Source organism: Tenacibaculum insulae, from assembly GCF_964512435.1.
Classification (GTDB): Bacteria; Bacteroidota; Bacteroidia; order Flavobacteriales; family Flavobacteriaceae; genus Polaribacter; species Polaribacter insulae_A.
Map to the genome: position 1 here is coordinate 2,703,627 of NZ_OZ208512.1, position 19,086 is coordinate 2,722,712.

Sequence of the window (19,086 nt, forward strand, 5' to 3'; positions counted from 1 at the left end):
ACTTACAAATTGTAAGTCCTTTTTTTTCAATATTATAATTTACGCTAAAGTAATACGTACTTTTTTGTTTTTTAAACGTGTATTATTTAACGTTTCTATTAACTTTTTTGCTTCGCTTACTGGTACCGATATAAAAGCACAATCTTGTTTTAACTCAATAACACCTAGTTGGTCTTTTGTTAAATTTCCTTTTTTAAAGAATAATCCTGCAATATCTCCTTTTGATATTTTATCTTTTCTTCCTCCCGAAATAAATAACGTTTCCCAATAATGTGGTTTTAATTTTTCTTTCTGAGAAATATCAGCATTCGGTATATTTTTTAAAAACTCAGGTAAACTTTCTTTTTGCCATTTTAAAATATAAGCAGTTCCTTTAGCGTTTACTCTGGCTGTTCTACCATTTCTATGCGTAAACTCCTCTATTCTTTCTGGTAGTTCGTAATGAATTATATATTTCATTTCAGGAATATCAATTCCTCTTGCAGCCAAATCAGTTGCTATTAAAACATGACTTGTACCGTTTCTAAATTTTATCAACGAACGTTCACGATCTCTCTGTTCCATTCCGCCAGAAAAACAACTGTGTGCAATTTTATTTTTGGTTAAAAATTCACTTACGTGATTTATACTATCTTTTAAATTACAAAATATAATTCCTTGTTCATTTCCTATATGCTTTAACAAATCAACCAATGTTTGATTTTTGTTTTTTATAGGAGAAACTACCGTTTTTAAAGTTAATTGCCTCGATTTTTTACCTGTCAAATAATTTAATATTGTTGGTTTATTTAAACGAACAAATTCAGGAATTTCAGCTTCTTGAGTTGCTGATGTTAAAATACGCTTACTAATGTTTGGTAATTGATTAATAATACCGCGCATTTCATACTCAAAACCAACTTCTAACGATTTATCAAACTCATCTAAAACTAACGTTTTAATACTGTCTTTAGAAAAACGATCGTTTGCAAAATGATCAGAAATTCTACCAGGAGTACCAATTAAAATACTTGGCGTATGTTTTAATTCAATTTTATCTTTTGCCATTGAACGACCTCCATACACTGCATTTACCTTTAAACCTGTTCCCATTTCGCGAATTACCTGCTCTATTTGAATGGCTAATTCTCTTGACGGAACTAAAATTAAAGCCTGAATTTCTTTATTATCTGGTTCTATTAATTTTAAGGTTGGCAATAAAAAACCTAAGGTTTTACCGGTTCCTGTTGGCGATAATATTACGGTATTTGTAGTTTCATCAATAGTTGAAATGGCTTTTTTTTGCATTTCATTTAATTCATAAATATTTAGTTTAGCTAAAATATCTTCTTGTGTTTTCACTGTCATTGCCATAATTATTATATATCTATGAAGTTTTTATTGATGGCAAAGATAAGTAGTGTTTATTTATTTATCTTAAAAACACCATTTATTCGTTATTTTAATTGGTATTTTTAATTTTAACTTACTTTAACTAATTAGTTAAAAAAAACACCGCTTAAAGTGATTTAATTAAATTATTTTTGCTCGGATTATTAAATAATTTTAAGTTGTTAAATTACTATTCTTACAAACATGCTGTATCTAATCAATGGGTAACATTTGTACATGGTGCTGGTGGTAGCAGTGCTATTTGGTACAAACAACTTAGAGATTTTAAAAAACATTTTAATGTTTTAATTTTAGATTTACGTGGGCACGGAGATAGTAAATCTATTATAAAATCATCTTTTAATAAAAAATATACTTTTGATGCAATTACAGATGATATTGTTGAAGTTATAGAGCATTTAAAAATTAAAAAATCGCATTTTGTTGGTATTTCTTTGGGTACAATTTTAATAAGAAATTTAGCCGAAAAGAAACCTAATTTAGTAACTAGCATGATTATGGGTGGCGCCATTATTAAGTTTAATTTACGCTCTCGTTTTTTAATTTTTGTTGGTAATATGTTTAAATCAATTGTGCCATACATGCTTTTATATAAGCTTTTTGCTTTTATAATTATGCCAAAGAGAAATCATAAAAAATCTCGGTTACTATTTGTTAACGAAGCCAAAAAATTATATCAAAAAGAATTTTTGCGTTGGTTTAAATTAACTTCAGAAATTAATCCACTTTTGCGTTTATTTAGAATGAAAGATTTAAAAATTCCTACATTATATATTATGGGAGATGAAGATCATTTATTTTTACCTTCAATAAAAAATGTGGTTGAAAAACATGTAAACGCTTCTTTAATTGTGCTAAAAAAGTGTGGTCATGTAGTTAACGTAGAAAAAGCGACTCTTTTTAACACAAAAACCATTACATACATTAATTCTATAGCTTAATTACGTTTTTTAAGTTCTCTTTTTAAAGAACGTCCTCTAGGTTCATCGCCTTCTTGAAGTACAATTTTAGAATGCAAAAACTTTACTGCAGCAGCAGATCCTTTTACTTTTGATGCGCTACGTTTTAACATTTCTGTTTCAAAAGCTGTTAATACGCTTTCTCTGATTCCATTTTTTTTCCATTCTGATAAAGAGCTACATCCTTTTGATATTCCTCTAGCTAACGCTAAGGCATCTAACAATGCTTGATTCGCTCCTTGCCCTTTAAACGGACTCATTGGGTGAGCTGCATCACCAATTAATGTTATATTTTTTCCTTTAGATAACAATTCTGAAGTCAATAATTCTCTGTCATATACTGGATATCCAGAAACATTACTTTCATCAGTAGCTTCTAAAATTTGTGGAATAGGATTGTGCCACGGAGTTCTACGACAGGCTTCTTCTTTAAGTGCTTTAGATCCTTTTGCGCTTAACTCTTTTGCTGCTGCTTCTGACATCGGAAAACTAAGTTGCCACATTACAGAATCTGATGTAAAGGGCATCATATAAATACGTTCGTTTCCATTTGCAGTTTGAAATACAGTAGCAGAATCTAACAAAGAACTTTCTGTGTTTTTAATAGCTGATAAAGGACAAATACCTAGTATTACAATACAACCTAAGTAATGTAAAGGCGTAACCGCATCGCCAATTAAAAGTTTACGCACCGAACTACGAATACCATCTGCACCAACTACTAAATCTGCTTTTTCTTTTTTTATTTTTCCTGCAACCTCAAAACTCAGTTCAACACTTTCATCTTCAGATTCTTTAAAATTGATTAATTGATGTCCCCATTTTACGGATTTATGATTTCCTAATTGTTCTAATAACTCAAATCGTAAAGATTGACGTGCAATATGAACATTGGTACGTTTCGGAGACGTTTTAACCTCCGAATTTACCCACTTTCTCATTCCCCACTCGCCAATTATTTTTCCTTCAGAATTATGAACTACATGTTTTGTAGAAACAACACCTTCTTTTAACTTAAAAATTCCCAAACCTTTAATTGCATTACTTGCTTGCTGTAATGTAAGTCCGTAACCCTGAGATCTAGAATCGAAACTAAGGTCTCGTTCATAAAGTGTAAACGAAATTTTACGATGTAAACAAGCCACTGCAAGTGCCACACCACCAATACCTCCGCCAATAATGGCAACATGCGGGTAATTTTCAGTATCTGCTATTGGATAATTAGCAACCGATAACAATCCTGAACCGTTACATTTTAAACACGAATATTGTTCTGCTTTAGGGCGGATAGGTGCATCTCCCTTCTTATCAGATTTTTCGTATTCATTTAGCGCAGTTTGATAACGTAGTTTTACATTTTTACGTATTCTCCTGTTTTTTTTACCAAGTCCTTGGCATTCTTTACAAGTAGTAAAACTAGATGTTGGTTTTTTAGCTGTTTTCAATTATTATTTTTAGTAAAATTTACATTCCTAAATTTCAGTTCGCCTGCTGTTTTAAAAGGTAAAGGTTCTAAATGTGTATGATTTTCATCATAAATTTCACCTGATTCTTTTTTAATTTTATACCAAGATTCTTGAAATTTAGAAATTACATTAACAGCATAATACGTTTCTTTTTCTCTAATTATAATTTCATCTTCAAAATTATGTAAATCAGAAATATTTATACCGATTGCTTTTACAACAAAAGTAATCTGTTTTTTTATTGCTGATGTTTCTTTATAAAACGCAATATCATTTTTATTTAATAACGCTACGGGATTTGCTATTGAGTTTTTATAAACTGTTTTTGAAGATAAATTTACTCCTACATCAAAATAAAAAGAAGAATTTATTGGTAAATACTTAATTGGATTTTTAAAATACACGTAAATTTCTTCGCCATTCGTCATTATTTTTGTTTGTGTAAAATTCTTAACACTCACTTTTTCATCAACTAAATTTAATGCTAATTTAATAATAGCATCTTTTCCTAAATTTATAATATCCTCTACTCCTTTACTCATTTTTGGTTTATTTTCAGGAGTTTCTTGAGAGATAGAAACTGGTGAAATTAGTAATAATAGTACAATAATAAAGGCTTTAAAAATTCTCATTTTTTATGTTTTTATACGCTATTTTACAACCTTAATCCACTGCCCTTTTGTACGCGCAATATAATCGTTATCGTACATGGCTTCTACCTGAACTCCTGGTAAATAATAAGTTCCTAAATACGAAGCATTTAAAAGCACTTTAAATGTTTTCGTTTCATACGCTTTTAAAGTAAAATAATTGTTGATACTTGCATCGCGAATATCAGTAAAATCAACTTGAGAAGAATTAGTCGTATTACCAAAATCAGTAAAACGCGTATTTACAATTTCCCATCCCGAAGGCATAAATTGTGTTAATGCTACATTTTCTATTTTATCATTGGTTGCATTTTTAACGGTAACTTCTGCTACAAAATTAGTTCCTTGCGATAAATTATCAATCGCTACTCGATTACCATCTTTTGTTTTATAAGTAATTGTTACTTCTAAATTTTGCTGAATTACTTTTTCTTTTCCAACAGGTAAAATTCCTTTATTAAATATACGAGCATATAATACACCACTACTTTTATTCGTAATTTTAAAGGTATTTTCTTTATTTACATCTTCAATATCTTCAGCATATAAAGCTTTTGAAATGTTAATCGTTTTAGTATTTTTATTTAATGTATAAATCGCGTTAACTCCTGTACTTTCACCGTTTTGTAACGCATATTTACTCATCGATAATAAACTATAAGCAGTTGTTTGAGTGCTCATCCATTGCTCGCTCGATAAGTTTTCGGCTATTTCTTTTGCTAATTTTATTGCTTTTATTTGATCGTTTAACAACGTATAAGTATCTAAAGCCATGGCTTTATTACGAGTTTCTGATCCGTAATTAGAATAACGCCTTTTACTAAAACTAGTAGCATTTAACTGATTTAAAATTCCTTTTGCTATCGATTTTTTTCCAATCAATGCATAGGCACTTGCTAATCGCATTTTTGCTTCGTTTGAAATATTTTTTGTTTCACGTAAACGATTCATCGAAGCAATATCTGCACTATTTGCCAAACTTAATGTATACAACCTGTATGCTTGTGATAAAGCATTATTATAGTAAGTTGAATTATTTCTCCAATTACGAGATTGTTGTTTTTGATAACTAATCCATTTCGATTTAAAACCAATTGGTAAAGCGTACCCTTTCTTTTCAGCTTCCATCATAAAATGACCAGCGTATGAAGTTCCCCAGCTATTCGCCCTTCCGTTTCCTTGCCAATAAGACAATCCACCGTTTGATATTTGAAAATCAGATAAACGTTGAATAGTAGCCTTTATATTTCGTTCAATATCTTGCTGTTTTTCTTCTGATAAATCAAAAATTGCTGCTAAATATAACTGCGGAAACGCACTAGAAGTGGTTTGCTCTACACAACCGTGTGGATATTGAATTAAATATCCCATTCGTTTGGTAAAATTCATTGGTGGTAAGGTAGATAACTCTACACTTACCGCATTGGTGCCTTTAGTACCAAATGTGGTAAAATTAAATTCTTTTTGTTCGTTTGATGTTAGTACCACATCTTTTACTTCGGTTGTTATCGGATTCGGATTTAACACATCTATTTCTACTTCGTAGGATGCTTTTTCGCGACCAGAAACAGCATCAATTTGTACTTTTCCTATTCCTTTAAAATCATTAACTTTTAACGTAAAATAAGCCATTTTTTCATCTGGCTGATTAAATGATATTGTTTGCGATTTATTACCCATAATGGTAAACGACTCGTTTGGTTGTACCGTTACTTTTACTTTTTTAACCGAAGGTAACATTGCAAACACTGTTACTGGTAAGGTTACGGTTTCTTGCGGCGTAATTTTACGTGGTAATGAAGCTAAAATCATTACGGGTTTACGAACAAAAGCTGTTTTTTCAGCACTTCCATACGCTTCATTTTTTGCATCCGTAGCAACAACCATTGCACGTACCGAACCTACATATTTAGGAATTTTTATTTTATGTTCTTTACGATCGCCTTTTGCTAAATTAAAAGGCCCTAAATAAGTAACCATTGGTTTAAAACGGTTGGCTTTTTTATTTTTACTTCCAGCCTCAGCTTCATCACCACCAATACTTAATATCTGATTTACTTTTCCGCCATAGGCGCCAATTACATCATCAAAAATATCCCAAGTTTTTACACCTAATGATTGACGAGCGTAAAAAGTATGCCAAGGATTTGGTGTTTTAAAACGTGTTAAATCTAACAATCCGTCATCAACCAAAGCAATTGTATAGGTCATTGCTTTTCCGTTTTTTTCTTTAACACTAATTTTTGCAGTTGATTCAGGTCTTAACTCATCTGCTAAGTCAATTTCTGGCGCTAATTTAGTGGTAGGATCGTTTACCAACATTGGTATAGATCCGTACATACGAATTGGTAAATCATTTATAGTTTGACTGTGTTTTTGTAATAATGATATATTAACAAACACATTGGGTGTATAATTTGCCAATACCGGAAAATTAAATTCGGTTTGTTTAGCAGAAGTTTCTACCCAAAAATGATCTAATACTTCGGTTCCGTTTTCAATGGTAATTAAAGCTCTTCCTCCTTCTGAAGAAGGAAATTTTACCGTAGCAGTTTCATTTACTTCATACGATTCTTTATCGGTAGTAAAAACCAACATCGTAGCATTGGTTTTATCTTGACTTCCTTTTTTCTTTCCGTACCAAGATGGCCAATCAAAATAAGCAATATTAGAAGTAACATGTTTACTTTTCTTATCGGTTACTTTTACTAGGTAACGCCCCCAGTCGTTTTCACTTACTTTTAAATTAAACGAACCTTTACCGCTAGCATTTGTTTTTACTTGCAGTGTTTTATACGTTTGATGATGACGCGTACCATCGTAATTAGAAAGTCCGTTATCAGAAGTACTCCACCACCAACGCCATGATAATTTATATACCTTAACTTCTAAGTCGTTAGCTACTCCTATTCCGTTTTCGTTAACAGTTGCTACATTAAACGTATATTTTTCATCTGTAAATAAATAGTTTTTAGATTGTTGTTCTTCGGCATTTAAAAGTCCGACATAAGTTTTATAAGGCGATACTTTTTTAGAAAACACATCAGTACTAAAATCTCCTCCATTTTCATATACCTTTGTAATAAAACTTGCTTTTAACATTCCTGGAGCTTTGTTATCTAACTTTGGTTTTACAGAAAAAGTTGTTTTTCCTTCGTTATTTAAAGTTCCTTTTAATACTTTAAATTCTTCGGTTCTAAAACGTCTCGTAACATCATCAAAATTATAATTCTTAAACTTCGGAAAAACAGTTTTCGTTTGCGTAAACTTTCCGTTAATATCTAATTTTAATTCTCTTGCAATGGCACCATGCAGCCATTTTACTTCAACATTCCCTTCTATTAAAGTATTTGCTTTTACAAAATCGGTTGGTGTTTGTAATTTAATTTTTAAACGATTTGGCTTTATTGTTTCTATTTTAAGTGTTTTGTTAAAAACTGCACCACCAACACTTACTCGCAACTTCCAGTTACCTGTAATTGCATCTGTATTGCTTTTTGGTGTATAAGCATATACATTGTTGCTGTTTTTATATAAAATTTTTCTTTCAATAATTTTTCCTTGCGGATTTATCAATTCAAATTTAATTGGGTGATTTTCTGGTATCGGGTTTGCATTGTCGTTTAACACAAAAGTTAAAAATAATTGATCGCCTGGTCGCCAAACACCACGTTCGCCATAAATATATCCTTTAATTCCTTTTTGCAGTTTTGTTCCTGAAACATCAAATTTACTCATAGACAAAGCATTTCCGTCTTTCAATTTAACGTACGTAGTATTTTTATCTTTAGTAATTACAGCAAAAAAAGCATTTTTAATATCAGTAAAATTTACAATACCATCTTTATTTGTTGCTGCACTTTTAATAGGCTGTTGCTGTAAATTATATAAAGTTACAATAGCTCTATTAACAGGCATTGTGGTTAATAAATTAGTTACTGCTATAAAATTTGTACCGTTATTTCCTTTTTTTACAATTGCTCCTATATTGGTAGCTAAGATGTTTGTTGTTTGGTTTTTGTTGTAAAAATAAGATGCTGTACACGGGTTTTTTCTATCATTCCAACGGTAACTATAATAATCGTCGTTACTGTAATAATTAGGGCTGTCGTATTGTTTGGTATTTACCTCTTTTTTACCGTAAATAATGGTGCTATTGTTTGTTGTTTCATCACAAGAATAATTTGAGTATTGTTGCTTAAATGAAAACTCAACTCTATACATTGCGCCATTTTCTACTGATAAAATTTCAGCTAAATCTATTGCAAAAGCATTTTCTTTTGTTAAATCTACACCTTGATTACTTAAATTAACAGTGTATTTAGCTTCCGGACGCCCAACATAACGCAAATTACCTCGATTATCTAAATTATTATTTTGCAAAAACTGTAAAACATTGTCTTTGTAAATTTTATAAACTGTTACATCAACGGCTTTTAAATTAACTGCTTTAAAATTGATTTTTAGGTTTTTTGAATTCGGAATTATCGTTCCGCTTTTTAATAAACTTACTGATGGTTTTAATTGCTGAAAATGTAGTATTTTACTGTAGTTTTGTTTTAAATTATAACCTTCGGCGCTTTTAATACCTTTAAATATTTCAATAGCTACCTTGTTTTTAAAAGATGCCTTCGGATAAATAACCACGCTATTATTGGTTATTTTATAGGTGAACTTTCTTTTTTGAGTATTTTTAAACTGAATTAAACCTTCTAAATTTTGTGCTTTTTTTATTGGGTCAGAAAAACTAATTTCAATATGTTGTTTGTCTGTATTTGTTACTTCAACATTTAATACTTTAAACGTATTTTTTCCTGTAATGGTTAACTCTCTTTCTCCTTTTGAGGTTGATTTAATAGAAGCTCCGTTCCACAATACTTTTAAACTTTCATCATCAACAAATCGCTCTAAACTATCTATTTTAAAAGATACTTTAGAAGCTAATTTTTCAAAAGCCTCAAATTTTATTGTCGCTTTTTTCCCTTTATATTTTGCTTGTATTAAATCTGCTAATTTTTCTTTATCAATAACGTCGCTGGCTGTTAAAACACCATCAATATAATACCAATTTTTATTATAAACTTTTGGCGATTGCAATGAAATGTTAAATAATAACTCTCTTGTTTTTACTTTAATTGTAAAGTTTTTTAAAGCATCTTCAACATCATCATATAATTTTGATAAATGAAGTGTTACTGTATATTCTTTATTACTCGCTAATTTTTCGCTAGGTACAAATGAAATAACATTGTCTTTAAAAATAACTTCTCCTTTTACTTTTGGATTAATATTAACCACATCATTGGTTACCAATGCATCGTTTATTTCCTTTTTTAAGAAAAAATCGAATTTAGGGGTTACAGAAATCAATTTTTCAGGAAAAACAGTTACATATTTATTGTATGCATTTATATTACTTTCTGTTTTTACAGTTGGTTTACATGCATTTGTAATGCACAATAATAAAACCAAAATAATTAGCTGTACCCTTTTTTTCATAATCAACAATTTTTATACTTTTTTAGGAAGTCTTTCAAAGTTACATTTTTTTACAAAAAAGAAGCATACAAGTTCTCTCTAAATTTTATAATCCTTAATTTTGTAACGAAATAATGAATTTAGAATATGTTAGGATTAAAATTTGAAACTGAAACTTCTTGGGCTGATATTGCGAAAGATAATTTACAGCAAATATTAACAGATCATGCTTTTTTAGAGCAAAAAGCAGCTTCAAATGCAGTTTCTATTATTATAAATTATTCTGAAGAAACCGAGCTTGTACAAAGTATGAGTGAAATTGCTATTGAAGAAATGGAGCATTTTAAAATGGTGCACGATTTTATGGTAAAACGCGGAATGGTTTTAGGGCGCGAGCAAAAAAACGACTATGCAATTCAACTTCAAAAGTTTTTTACAAAAACAAAAGATCGTACAAACGCATTAGTACAACGTTTATTAATTGCTGCCTTAATTGAAGCAAGAAGTTGTGAGCGTTTTAAAGTTTTTTCTGAAAATATGGAAGACAAAGAATTAGCTAAATTTTATAAGGATTTAATGATTTCTGAAGCCAACCATTATACCGTGTTTTTAGGATTTGCGCGTAAATATCAAGACAGAACAATTGTTGATGAAAAATGGGAAGCTTTGCTTGCTTTTGAAGCTGAAATGATGCGAAATCGTGGTACTTTGGCTAAAGTACACGGATAAAAAATTAGGGAAATTTAAAAAAAGATATTTTAAAACTCGTAAACTTTACAACTCTAAATGTTTAGCAAAGAAGAATCAGCACAATTACGCAAAGAATTTTGGACAAGTTTTGGGAAATCATTTCCTAGAAAATGGCTGTTATACAACACTAAAATAAAAGGAGTTGCTTTTAAGTTTCAAGCAGACCGTAAAACCGCATCGGTTTGTTTAGATTTTGAAAACCCTGAAGATATTGTAAATGAAGTTTTATACGATCAATTACTTTCTTTAAAAACCATTTTAGAAACCGAATATTTACCAGAAGTTATATACCATGATAATTTTGAGCTAGATAACCGTAAAATTATTCGTCGTATTTATGTTTCGTACGATAAGAAATTTAGCATCCATAATAAAAATACTTGGCGCGATTGCTATGAATTTTATGTAGCAACTATGACACAATTTGAACTGTTTTTTTACGAATACGAAGATTTTATTAAACAAGCTATTTAATAAAAAAATTGTTCTTAACTTTTACTTTTTATGATGATTCAAAACGACACTATTATTGCATTAGCAACACCATCAGGTGTTGGCGCCATTTCTGTAATTCGCCTTTCTGGAGAAAAAGCCATAGAAATTGTTGCTTCTTTTTTTAAATCTATTACAAAGAAAAAGTCGCTTTTAAACCAAAAAACGCACACCATACATTTAGGACATATTATTAAAAATAATATAATTTTAGATGAAGTTTTAGTATCCGTTTTTAAAAATCCAACATCGTACACTGGCGAAAATGTGATAGAAATCTCGTGTCATGGGTCAGCTTTTATTCAGCAAGAAATTATCCAATTATTTTTACAAAATGGCTGTAGAATGGCAGATAATGGAGAATTTACCATGCGTGCTTTTTTAAACGGCAAGATGGATTTAAGTCAAGCCGAAGCTGTAGCCGATGTAATTGCATCTAACTCTGCGGCGAGTCATCAAATGGCAATACAGCAAATGCGTGGTGGAATTACCAATGAATTAAAAGAATTACGAGCTAAATTATTAGATTTTGCTGCTTTAATTGAATTAGAACTCGATTTTTCTGGTGAAGATGTAGAGTTTGCTGATAGAACAAAGTTTAAAGAATTAGTTGCTAAAATCACCTTTGTATTAAAACGTTTAATTGATTCTTTTGCCTTTGGAAACGCAATGAAAAACGGAATTCCAGTTGCCATTATTGGTGAACCAAATGTTGGAAAATCAACTTTATTAAACACACTTTTAAACGAAGAAAAAGCCATTGTTTCAGACATTGCTGGTACCACTCGCGATGCTATTGAAGACGAAATGATTATTGACGGTGTTGCTTTCCGTTTTATAGATACTGCCGGAATTAGAGAAACGGAAGATATTGTAGAAAATATCGGAATTAAAAAAGCTTACGAAAAAGCAGAAAATGCACAATTAATTATTTTCTTAATCGATTCTAATAAATTTTCGCATTCTAGTGATGAGTTTTTAGAAGAAATTGAAACGATAAAGCAACGTTTTCCTAATAAGCGATTACTAGTTATTGCTAACAAAATTGATACGTTGTCTTGTCATGATTCAGCTGTTTTACAATCGGAAATAGAAAATCTTATTCTTCTTTCTGCAAAACAAAAAACAGGAATCGAAGAATTAAAAACCGAATTAACTTCTTTAGTAAACACCGGCGCGTTAAGCAATAATGAAACCATTGTGAGTAATTCTCGCCATTTTGAAGCTTTAAATAACGCTTTAATTGCAATTACCTCTGTACAACAAGGAATTGATTTAGAAATTTCTACCGATTTATTTTCTATCGATATTAGAGAATGTTTACGTCACTTAGGAAATATCACCGGAGAATACGATGTTGACAAAGATATTTTAGGTCATATTTTTGGGAATTTTTGTATCGGGAAGTAATAAAATAATTCTCACCAAACTATAAAACAAAAAAACAGCTAATTATTAATTAGCTGTTTTTTTGTTAAATTATTTCAATCTCTAATCCCATCCTGGAGCATCAGGACTTTGTGCTTGTGCTTTTTCTGGACTTAAAATTAAATAGGTTCCCAAGGCAGTTAAAGCGGTATATTTACCATACTTCCCTAACTTTTTTAGAGCCTCTTCTCTTGATATTAATTCGTCTTTTATTTTTTTATTTTTTTTCATCTTGATTTACTTCTTAAGTATAATTTTTTGCGTTTTACTTCCTAACTCTGATCCTACATTTACAATATAAATTCCAGTTTCTATATCTAACAAAGGCATCGTGTTTTTACCTTTAGCTTCAATGGTTTTATTCAATAATAATTGACCATTAATGGTATATAGTTTTATTGTAAAATCGCCTTCTGAAATTCCATCAATAATTAAATTTTTGCTTTCATTTGTGTACACTTTAACCTCATCAATATGTTTTATCTCATTAGGTATTATACTTTGCTTTGCGTGTAAATAAAAACGACCTGTTTCATTTACTTTTTCTGTAATATTTACTGTATAAACATCGTTTGTACTAGCATTTAATTTTGTAAAAGTTTGTAGTTTTTTATCCTCTATAAAAACTGAAACTCCTGCTGATAAATCTTTTAAGGTTGCTGTAAATGTTACTTCTTCTCCTTCTGAAATTTTTAAACCTAAAGGAATAATTGTGGTTTCGATATTATTAATTGGTAAAGACTGAATTGTAAAATCGCCTTTATTTTCAGTATCTACTAGTTTTGTATAAATATCAAAATCTTGTCTTCCAAAGTTTCCTAAATCATATCCTGGATCTAATCCGATTGTAGCATTCTCAAAATACTTAATTACTGTTGTAATTGTTGTGTTTTTTGAAGTTGCTGATAATTGAATACTTGGCTTATTTACCGTAATTCCTCTTGCAAAAACTCCGCCTGTTATTGGTTGATTTTTTCTTTGAGATTCATTAAAAATAACATCAGATATTCCTGTGCTTGTTTTTATAAAAAAACCTTGTCCTGGTGCTAAAGAAGCTTCAGAGGTTATTAATGATTTACCAACATATTTATCTTGTTGATTATCCCAAACATATACTCCTACATTTGCTGGGTCTAACTTGCTTGAATTTTCATTGATAAAATTAGTTCCTCCGTTTTCGTTTATCGGTAAAAAAGCAGTGTACGGATTTCCTATTGCATTCCATTCTGATGCAACTACTGTTTTACTAATATTGTTAATCGTAACTGTTCCTGTAAAACTTACCGTTCCGTCAGTACCTCTTGATATAGCATAGCTTCTCCCCTTTTCGAAGGTTATATTCGGATTTGCAGCTAAATAAGCTACATCATAATATATCCATTTTGATCCCGATGGTTTGCTATCATCATAATAAGAAACTGCATAACGATTTGGTGAAGTAGTTGTATTTACTCGAATATTGTTATTTACATTTTCTACAAATTCTTTGATACTTTGCCCATCAACAGGTGCCGACACAATGCTCCATTTACTGGCCAATAAACCTCCACGCTCATAAGTTACCGTTCCATTTGAAGTCCCTTTTACCAATAAAGATCCGCTATTTAAAGCTGTAGATGTAATTTTAAAAGTTCCGCTATTTGTAAAATCTCTATCTGTGGTTAGTGATCCATCTTCTGAAATATCAAATGATGACAAAGCTTCAACTGTTAAGTTATTTATCTGAACTACCGAACTTACCTCTGGTGCTGTTGCTACATTTGGAATAATTACATTATCTGTAATAATTGGTGCTGCTGAACCACTCCAATTACTGCCCGTTAACCAAGAGGAATTTGTGTTTCCTGTCCAGTTTATTGAGCTAATATTTCCACAATTTTCACTAAAACTAGCTCCTGCATCTTTTTGCCATTTTAAGATATTACCACCACCAGTAGCTGTTAAATATGCTCCATTTTCATCATCTACCTCTATACAGCTAAGGTTTGGGTTTCCTGTAGCGTGCATATTATGCATATCTATGTTGTTTCCGTTTTTTACGTTTAAACTTTCTAAATTATTATTTTCAACAATTAAGTAATTTAAGTTTGTGTTTGCCGAAGCATCTATTGTTGTAATGGTATTATTAGAAAGCCATACAGACTCTAGTTCTAAATTATTACTAAGATCTACATTACTAAGCATATTATCTGCTGCTTGAAATTCTATAAGATTTGGCATATTAGATATTGATAATGCCGTTAAGGTATTATTGTTTATATACAATTCTTCTAATAAGTTATTATTAGATAAATCGATAGTGCTTAAACCACATTCTTCTGCATATAAATTCCATAGGCTTAGATTTGAACTTACATCTAGTGTATTAATAGTATTTCTGCTTATACTTAACTCATTTAAAACCGAAAGGTTCGTAACATCAATACTTGTTAGATTGTTATCGTTTAATTTTATAGCCCTTAACTGGGCATTATTGGTAAAATCTATTGTATTAATAGTGTTGTCTTGAGCATATAATACTTCTAATTGGATATTTGTACTAACGTCAATATTTGTAAGATTATTATAACTTATATTTATAATAGTTAACTGTGTGTTATTGCTTAAATCAATACTAGTTAAAGCATTCTGTCTGATGTTTAAATATGTTAATGCTACAAAATCTTCAATACCTGTAGCATCGGCAATTCCTTTAAAAAATACATTTAAACTGGTTAATGTGTTAATGTTACTTGTTAGTACATAATCATCTAGCACATCATCATGTCCTAAATCTATTAAAGCTTGTTCAAAATTATCATCTGGCACGTAGGTATAAAATTCTGGACAAAACTCATTAAAGCTTGTTTGTGCATCAATGTTTGTCCAATTGGTTGTACTATACGCTGCATCATCTACCTGAATACAAGTTAAACTTGGGTTATTTAAGGCGTTAAACACAGTAACTTCTGAATTATCGCCACCTTTTATATTAAAAGATTCTAAAGCATTATTATTTACGATAACTTCAGATAAACCGCCATCTTTATTATTGGACAGATCTAAACTCAAAATGCTATTATTTGCAGCATTTAGTATGTTTAAATCTTCACTATTAAAGACATCTAATTCGGTTAAGTTATTGTCTGCTACATTCAGTTCTACCAAAGCGATTGCAGTTGAAACATCTAAAGCGTTTAAATTATTATCGTCTAGTTCTAATTTTAGTAAAGCATTTGCCGTACCTAAATTGATGGATCCTATAGCACTACTGGATGCGAAAAGATATTTTAAGGTTGGATTATTTGAAAAATCTAAGGTTGAAATAGAATTGTCTCTTAAATAAACTTCGTCTAACAACGGATTGTTTGAAAAATCAATATTTGTAATATTAGTTTCTGAAGCACTTATATAATCTAAATCTGGATTATTAGAGAGATTCAAACTAGTTATAGGATTTCTACTGCAAGTAAAAAAACGTAATTGATTTAATGGTGTTGTATCTATTGTACTTATAGTATTACCGCTAAGCTGTAAACTTGTTATTGCTGTATTATTGCTAATATCAAGACTTGTTAAATTGTTATTTCTTAACCTTAATCTTTCTAAAAGAAGATTGTTACTAACATCGATGCTTGTTAATTGGTTGTCAGACAAATTTAACTCAATTAACTGTGTTAAGGTTGTCACGTTAATTGCTGTTATATTTGGATTATTAGTAATATTAAGTTCTTGTAAAGCGATAAAATCTTCTAACCCAGTTACATCGGAAATTGTTGTGTTATTAAAGCCAAAAAATGGCATTGTATCAATATTACTAGTTACTACATAATCGTCTAATACATCGTCTAAGCCATAGTTAATAAGTGTTTGCTCAAAAGCATCGTCTGGCACGTAAGTTAGGCCATAATAACAGTTTTCATTAAAACTGGTTTGCATATCAATAGCAGTCCAATTTGCAGTACTATAAGTAACGTCATCTACTTGTATACAAGTTAAATTAGGGGTATTTGTACTATCAAAATTTGCTGTTAAGATATTTGTATTTTCACCGTTTTTAATATTTAAGCTTGCTAAATTTGCATTATTATTTGCAATAACTTTCGTTAATAAAGTATTGCTGCTTAAGTCTAAATCTTCTAACGCTGTATTACTTGCTTCAAAATTTATAAGTTGTGTATTGTTAGAAACATTTAAATTTGAGATAGGATTATTAGTTACATTTAAATTATCTAATAATAAATTACTACTTACATCTAGTGCTGCTAAGTTATTATCATAAGCTCTTAACAGTTGTAAATCGGTAAGTGTAGAAACATCTAAGGTTGTAATGTTATTTCTATCACAATACACGGTTCTTAAATTTGTATTGTTAGAAATATCTATGGTAGTGATATTATTTACTTGGCATTGTAAGGTTACTAAGGCTGTAAAATCTTCAATACCTGTCATATCAACAATATTCTGAAAACGAAGATCTATTGAAGTAAGGTTACTAACATGACTAGTTGTTACGTAATTGTTTAACACATCATCGTGACCTAAATCGATAAGTTTTTGTTCAAAACCATCATCAGGAACATAAGTAACCTCACAACTATTGGTATTAAAAAATGTTTGTGCATCAATAGTTGTCCAATTAGTGGTACTATAAGCAGCAGTATCTACCTGAATACAAAAAAGATTTGGGTTGTTATTAGCGCTAAAATTACCACCAGACATGTTGGTATTATTGCCATTTTGAATATTCAACTGTGTTAAATTCGGACAATTACTAACATTTATACTCGTTAAAGCCGTATTATTAGAAGCATCAATTTCGGAAAGGCTAGTTTGGTTTGCACGTAACAATGTCAATGCATTGTTTTGAGAGATATTTAATGATGTCAGAGGGTTTCCATTACATTGTAACGATTGTAATGCCAAATTGGATGACATATCTATTGTAGAGACGTTACTATTTCCAATATTAAAATCTTTTAATGCGGCAAAATCTTCTATTCCTGTAAGGTTAGAAATAGAGCGTGCTCCAATAATTAAAGACTCTACAGTTTCAATTTCTGAAGTCAATACATAATCATCAATAACGGTATTGCTTACAATACCTAAATCGATAAGTGCTTGTTCAAAATTATCGTCTGGTATATACGTTAATTCGCAAGATGTTTCAGTAAAGGTTGAAGCAGCATCAATATTTGTCCAGTTGGTAGTGCTGTAAGCTTCATTATCCACTTCTATACACACTAAGCCTGGGTTTTCGGTAGCATTAAAATTTGTAACATTGTTATTATTACCATTTTTAACGTTAAGTATAGCTAAATCATTATTATTAATTACAATCTCAATTAAATTGACGTGTGTAGAAAGGTTTAGAACTGACAGATTATTATTACCTGCTGTAAAATGCTCAAGATTGGTATTGTTTGAAATATTAAGGTTAGACATACCATTACCAGAAATGTTTATAGATTCTAATAAAATGCAACCAGTAATATCTATGGTTTCACCAGACAATCCGTAAGACGCGTTATTGCTTATATCTAAAGTTTTAAGCTGAGTGAATGCCGAAAAATTAATAGCTTGACTAAAAAAGTTAGTATTCATATCTAATGTTTCTAAAGCTACAAATGCTTCAATACCTGTAGTATTTAAAATACTTTTATTACTAACATCTAATGTGGTTATGGTGTTTATATTTTCGGTGTATACATAGTCGTCTAATGCATAATCGTAACCTAAATCAATTAAAGCTTGTTCAAAATTATCATCTGGAACATAGGTTTGAGAACAGGTTTCACTAAAATAATGATGCGCATCTTTGTTATTCCAGTTTGCAGTACTATGTGCCGAATCATCAACTGTAATACAGCTTAAATTTGGGTTGTTATTGATTATTGGATTTAAATTAATCTTCCCATTTCTAACATTTAAAGCAATTAAAGCGTTGTTATTTATCTGTAACGCCGATAAATTTTGATTTGCAGAAACATCTAAAGTAGTTAAGTTATTATTAAAAAGTAAAAGTATTTCAAGGGGCGTTATATTTGAAACATCAATACTCGTAATAACATTATTTTGAAGAGATACGTTTTGTAAATTACTATTATTACTTAAATCTACACTACTTAAATTGTTATCTGGAAGCGTTAAGCGTTTTAATTTATCATTATCACTTAAATCAATACTCGTTAACGAACAATTTACAAGAGTTAAGTTTTCTAAATCATCAAAGTGTCTTAAAATTGTTAAATCTGTTAATGGTATATTTTGAATGGTTAAATTCAATAAAGAGTTAATGTCTTCTCTATTAATCAATCCGTTTAATGTACCATCACTATCTATGTTTTGATCAATTAAAGCTTGTTCAAAATTGGCATCAGAAATAGGAACGTTTTGCGAAAAACAAAGCTGACTTGAAATAACAACCAAAAAGAGTAATAGTTTTTTCATAAGGCAAAGTAGATTTTTGTATACTTTACAATAATACTAGAT

Annotated in this window: 10 protein-coding genes; 4 read left to right on the plus strand and 6 right to left on the minus strand. The window is 30.2% G+C overall.

What is annotated here, in order from left to right:
• Positions 1-39 precede the first annotated feature (39 nt).
• Positions 40-1,353: a DEAD/DEAH box helicase gene (locus ACN5J5_RS12415; protein ID WP_418645209.1), complete on the minus strand. Its 1,314-nt coding sequence runs from the start codon at positions 1,351-1,353 to the stop codon at positions 40-42.
• Between the two features lie 197 nt (positions 1,354-1,550).
• On the opposite strand from ACN5J5_RS12415, the gene ACN5J5_RS12420 reads away from it, so the two are divergent.
• A complete protein-coding gene (locus ACN5J5_RS12420; RefSeq protein ID WP_418646551.1) occupies positions 1,551-2,333 on the plus strand; it encodes an alpha/beta fold hydrolase in 783 nt (260 codons plus the stop codon).
• Here ACN5J5_RS12420 and ACN5J5_RS12425 read toward each other — a convergent pair.
• The 3 genes from ACN5J5_RS12425 to ACN5J5_RS12435 are packed head-to-tail and all read right to left on the minus strand — an operon-like array spanning position 2,330 to position 9,966.
• Positions 2,330-3,796 carry an FAD-dependent monooxygenase gene (locus tag ACN5J5_RS12425; protein WP_418645210.1) on the minus strand — a complete coding sequence of 489 codons (1,467 nt, stop codon included), beginning with the start codon at positions 3,794-3,796 and terminating at the stop codon, positions 2,330-2,332. The genes ACN5J5_RS12420 and ACN5J5_RS12425 overlap by 4 nt on opposite strands.
• Positions 3,793-4,449 (minus strand): hypothetical protein, encoded by a 657-nt coding sequence (locus ACN5J5_RS12430; RefSeq protein ID WP_418645211.1) that lies wholly within the window; start codon positions 4,447-4,449, stop codon positions 3,793-3,795. Before ACN5J5_RS12430 ends, ACN5J5_RS12425 begins: the two co-directional genes overlap by 4 nt.
• Before the next feature lie 18 nt (positions 4,450-4,467).
• On the minus strand, positions 4,468-9,966 hold the full coding sequence (locus ACN5J5_RS12435; RefSeq protein ID WP_418645212.1) for an alpha-2-macroglobulin family protein: 5,499 nt from the start codon (positions 9,964-9,966) through the stop codon (positions 4,468-4,470).
• Positions 9,967-10,092: 126 nt separating this feature from the next.
• Here ACN5J5_RS12435 and ACN5J5_RS12440 point away from each other — a divergent pair, with 126 nt between their 5' ends.
• Genes ACN5J5_RS12440 through mnmE form a run of 3 tightly spaced genes read left to right on the plus strand, consistent with a single transcriptional unit; the run spans position 10,093 to position 12,597 of the window.
• On the plus strand, positions 10,093-10,674 hold the full coding sequence (locus tag ACN5J5_RS12440; protein ID WP_418645213.1) for a tRNA-(ms[2]io[6]A)-hydroxylase: 582 nt from the start codon (positions 10,093-10,095) through the stop codon (positions 10,672-10,674).
• Positions 10,675-10,731: 57 nt separating this feature from the next.
• Entirely contained in the window at positions 10,732-11,169 is a 438-nt protein-coding gene (locus ACN5J5_RS12445) for a DUF4268 domain-containing protein (protein ID WP_418645214.1), read from the plus strand.
• A 33-nt stretch (positions 11,170-11,202) separates the two neighbouring features.
• The gene (mnmE, locus tag ACN5J5_RS12450; RefSeq protein ID WP_418646552.1) at positions 11,203-12,597 is read left to right on the plus strand and encodes a tRNA uridine-5-carboxymethylaminomethyl(34) synthesis GTPase MnmE; all 1,395 of its coding nucleotides are present in this window, start codon (positions 11,203-11,205) and stop codon (positions 12,595-12,597) included.
• A gap of 81 nt (positions 12,598-12,678) precedes the next feature.
• Here the strand turns inward: mnmE and ACN5J5_RS12455 are convergent, their stop codons facing one another.
• Together ACN5J5_RS12455 and ACN5J5_RS12460 are read right to left on the minus strand one after the other, a co-directional pair.
• A complete protein-coding gene (locus ACN5J5_RS12455) occupies positions 12,679-12,846 on the minus strand; it encodes a hypothetical protein (RefSeq protein WP_418645215.1) in 168 nt (55 codons plus the stop codon).
• Between the two features lie 6 nt (positions 12,847-12,852).
• Positions 12,853-19,044, minus strand: coding sequence for a T9SS type A sorting domain-containing protein (locus ACN5J5_RS12460; RefSeq protein WP_418645216.1), 6,192 nt, complete (start codon positions 19,042-19,044; stop codon positions 12,853-12,855).
• Positions 19,045-19,086 lie beyond the last annotated feature (42 nt).

Bases quoted from the DNA above. Each gene is read 5' to 3' on its own strand.
- ACN5J5_RS12415 (WP_418645209.1), bottom strand. From the start codon at position 1,353: ATGGCAATGACAGTGAAAACACAAGAAGATATTTTAGCTAAACTAAAT.
- ACN5J5_RS12430 (WP_418645211.1), bottom strand. From the start codon at position 4,449: ATGAGAATTTTTAAAGCCTTTATTATTGTACTATTATTACTAATTTCA.
- ACN5J5_RS12435 (WP_418645212.1), bottom strand. From the start codon at position 9,966: ATGAAAAAAAGGGTACAGCTAATTATTTTGGTTTTATTATTGTGCATT.
- ACN5J5_RS12440 (WP_418645213.1), top strand. From the start codon at position 10,093: ATGTTAGGATTAAAATTTGAAACTGAAACTTCTTGGGCTGATATTGCG.
- ACN5J5_RS12445 (WP_418645214.1), top strand. From the start codon at position 10,732: ATGTTTAGCAAAGAAGAATCAGCACAATTACGCAAAGAATTTTGGACA.
- mnmE (WP_418646552.1), top strand. From the start codon at position 11,203: ATGATTCAAAACGACACTATTATTGCATTAGCAACACCATCAGGTGTT.
- ACN5J5_RS12455 (WP_418645215.1), bottom strand. From the start codon at position 12,846: ATGAAAAAAAATAAAAAAATAAAAGACGAATTAATATCAAGAGAAGAG.
- ACN5J5_RS12460 (WP_418645216.1), bottom strand. From the start codon at position 19,044: ATGAAAAAACTATTACTCTTTTTGGTTGTTATTTCAAGTCAGCTTTGT.